Annotated in this window: 1 protein-coding gene; it reads right to left on the bottom strand. The window is 43.5% G+C overall.

What is annotated here, in order from left to right:
* Positions 1-135: 135 nt before the first annotated feature.
* On the bottom strand, positions 136-456 hold the full coding sequence (locus AB4653_RS14890; protein ID WP_102579858.1) for a hypothetical protein: 321 nt from the start codon (positions 454-456) through the stop codon (positions 136-138).
* Positions 457-499: the final 43 nt, after the last annotated feature.

Below are 499 nucleotides of genomic sequence, written 5' to 3'. Positions count from 1 at the left end.
AAAGAAGTAGTAATTGAGCAATTCGTACCGCATCGTTTGATTGCGGTAACGTATGACCTGTCTAGCCCCTCTTCACTGTTACGAACCGAAAGCCTCTGTGTTATTTCAATAACCCATGCCATAACCTTGCCCCTACTAGTTAATGAGCTCGTCATTGAGAACACCACTAAGGCGTTCTTTCAGTGCCTCGGTTTTGGCTTTCTTTTGAGTTGCTTGATAAACAGCATCAAGGGCATTCTGTACAGGACAATTAGCGCTAGTGTGCTCACCAACATCGATGTTGAGTAGCGTACCAACATCACTAGCTAATTCTGTTGCTCGCTCTTCCCAACGGTCACGGGCATCAATAGTGCTTTCTAACTCACTGTCAGATATCAGCGAAAATTTACCTGTATTACCACGAACCCATGAAGCAATATCAGCTTCACTCATTTTTGCTAATTGATGTAGATCCATCGAATTTCCCCCTTTAAGTCAGTAGCATGATACGAATGCGCTA

Origin of the sequence: Vibrio sp. 10N.222.48.A3 (assembly GCF_041475345.1) — a bacterium.
GTDB lineage: Bacteria > Pseudomonadota > Gammaproteobacteria > Enterobacterales > Vibrionaceae > Vibrio > Vibrio tasmaniensis_A.
This window is presented reverse-complemented; position numbering and strand designations above follow the sequence as displayed.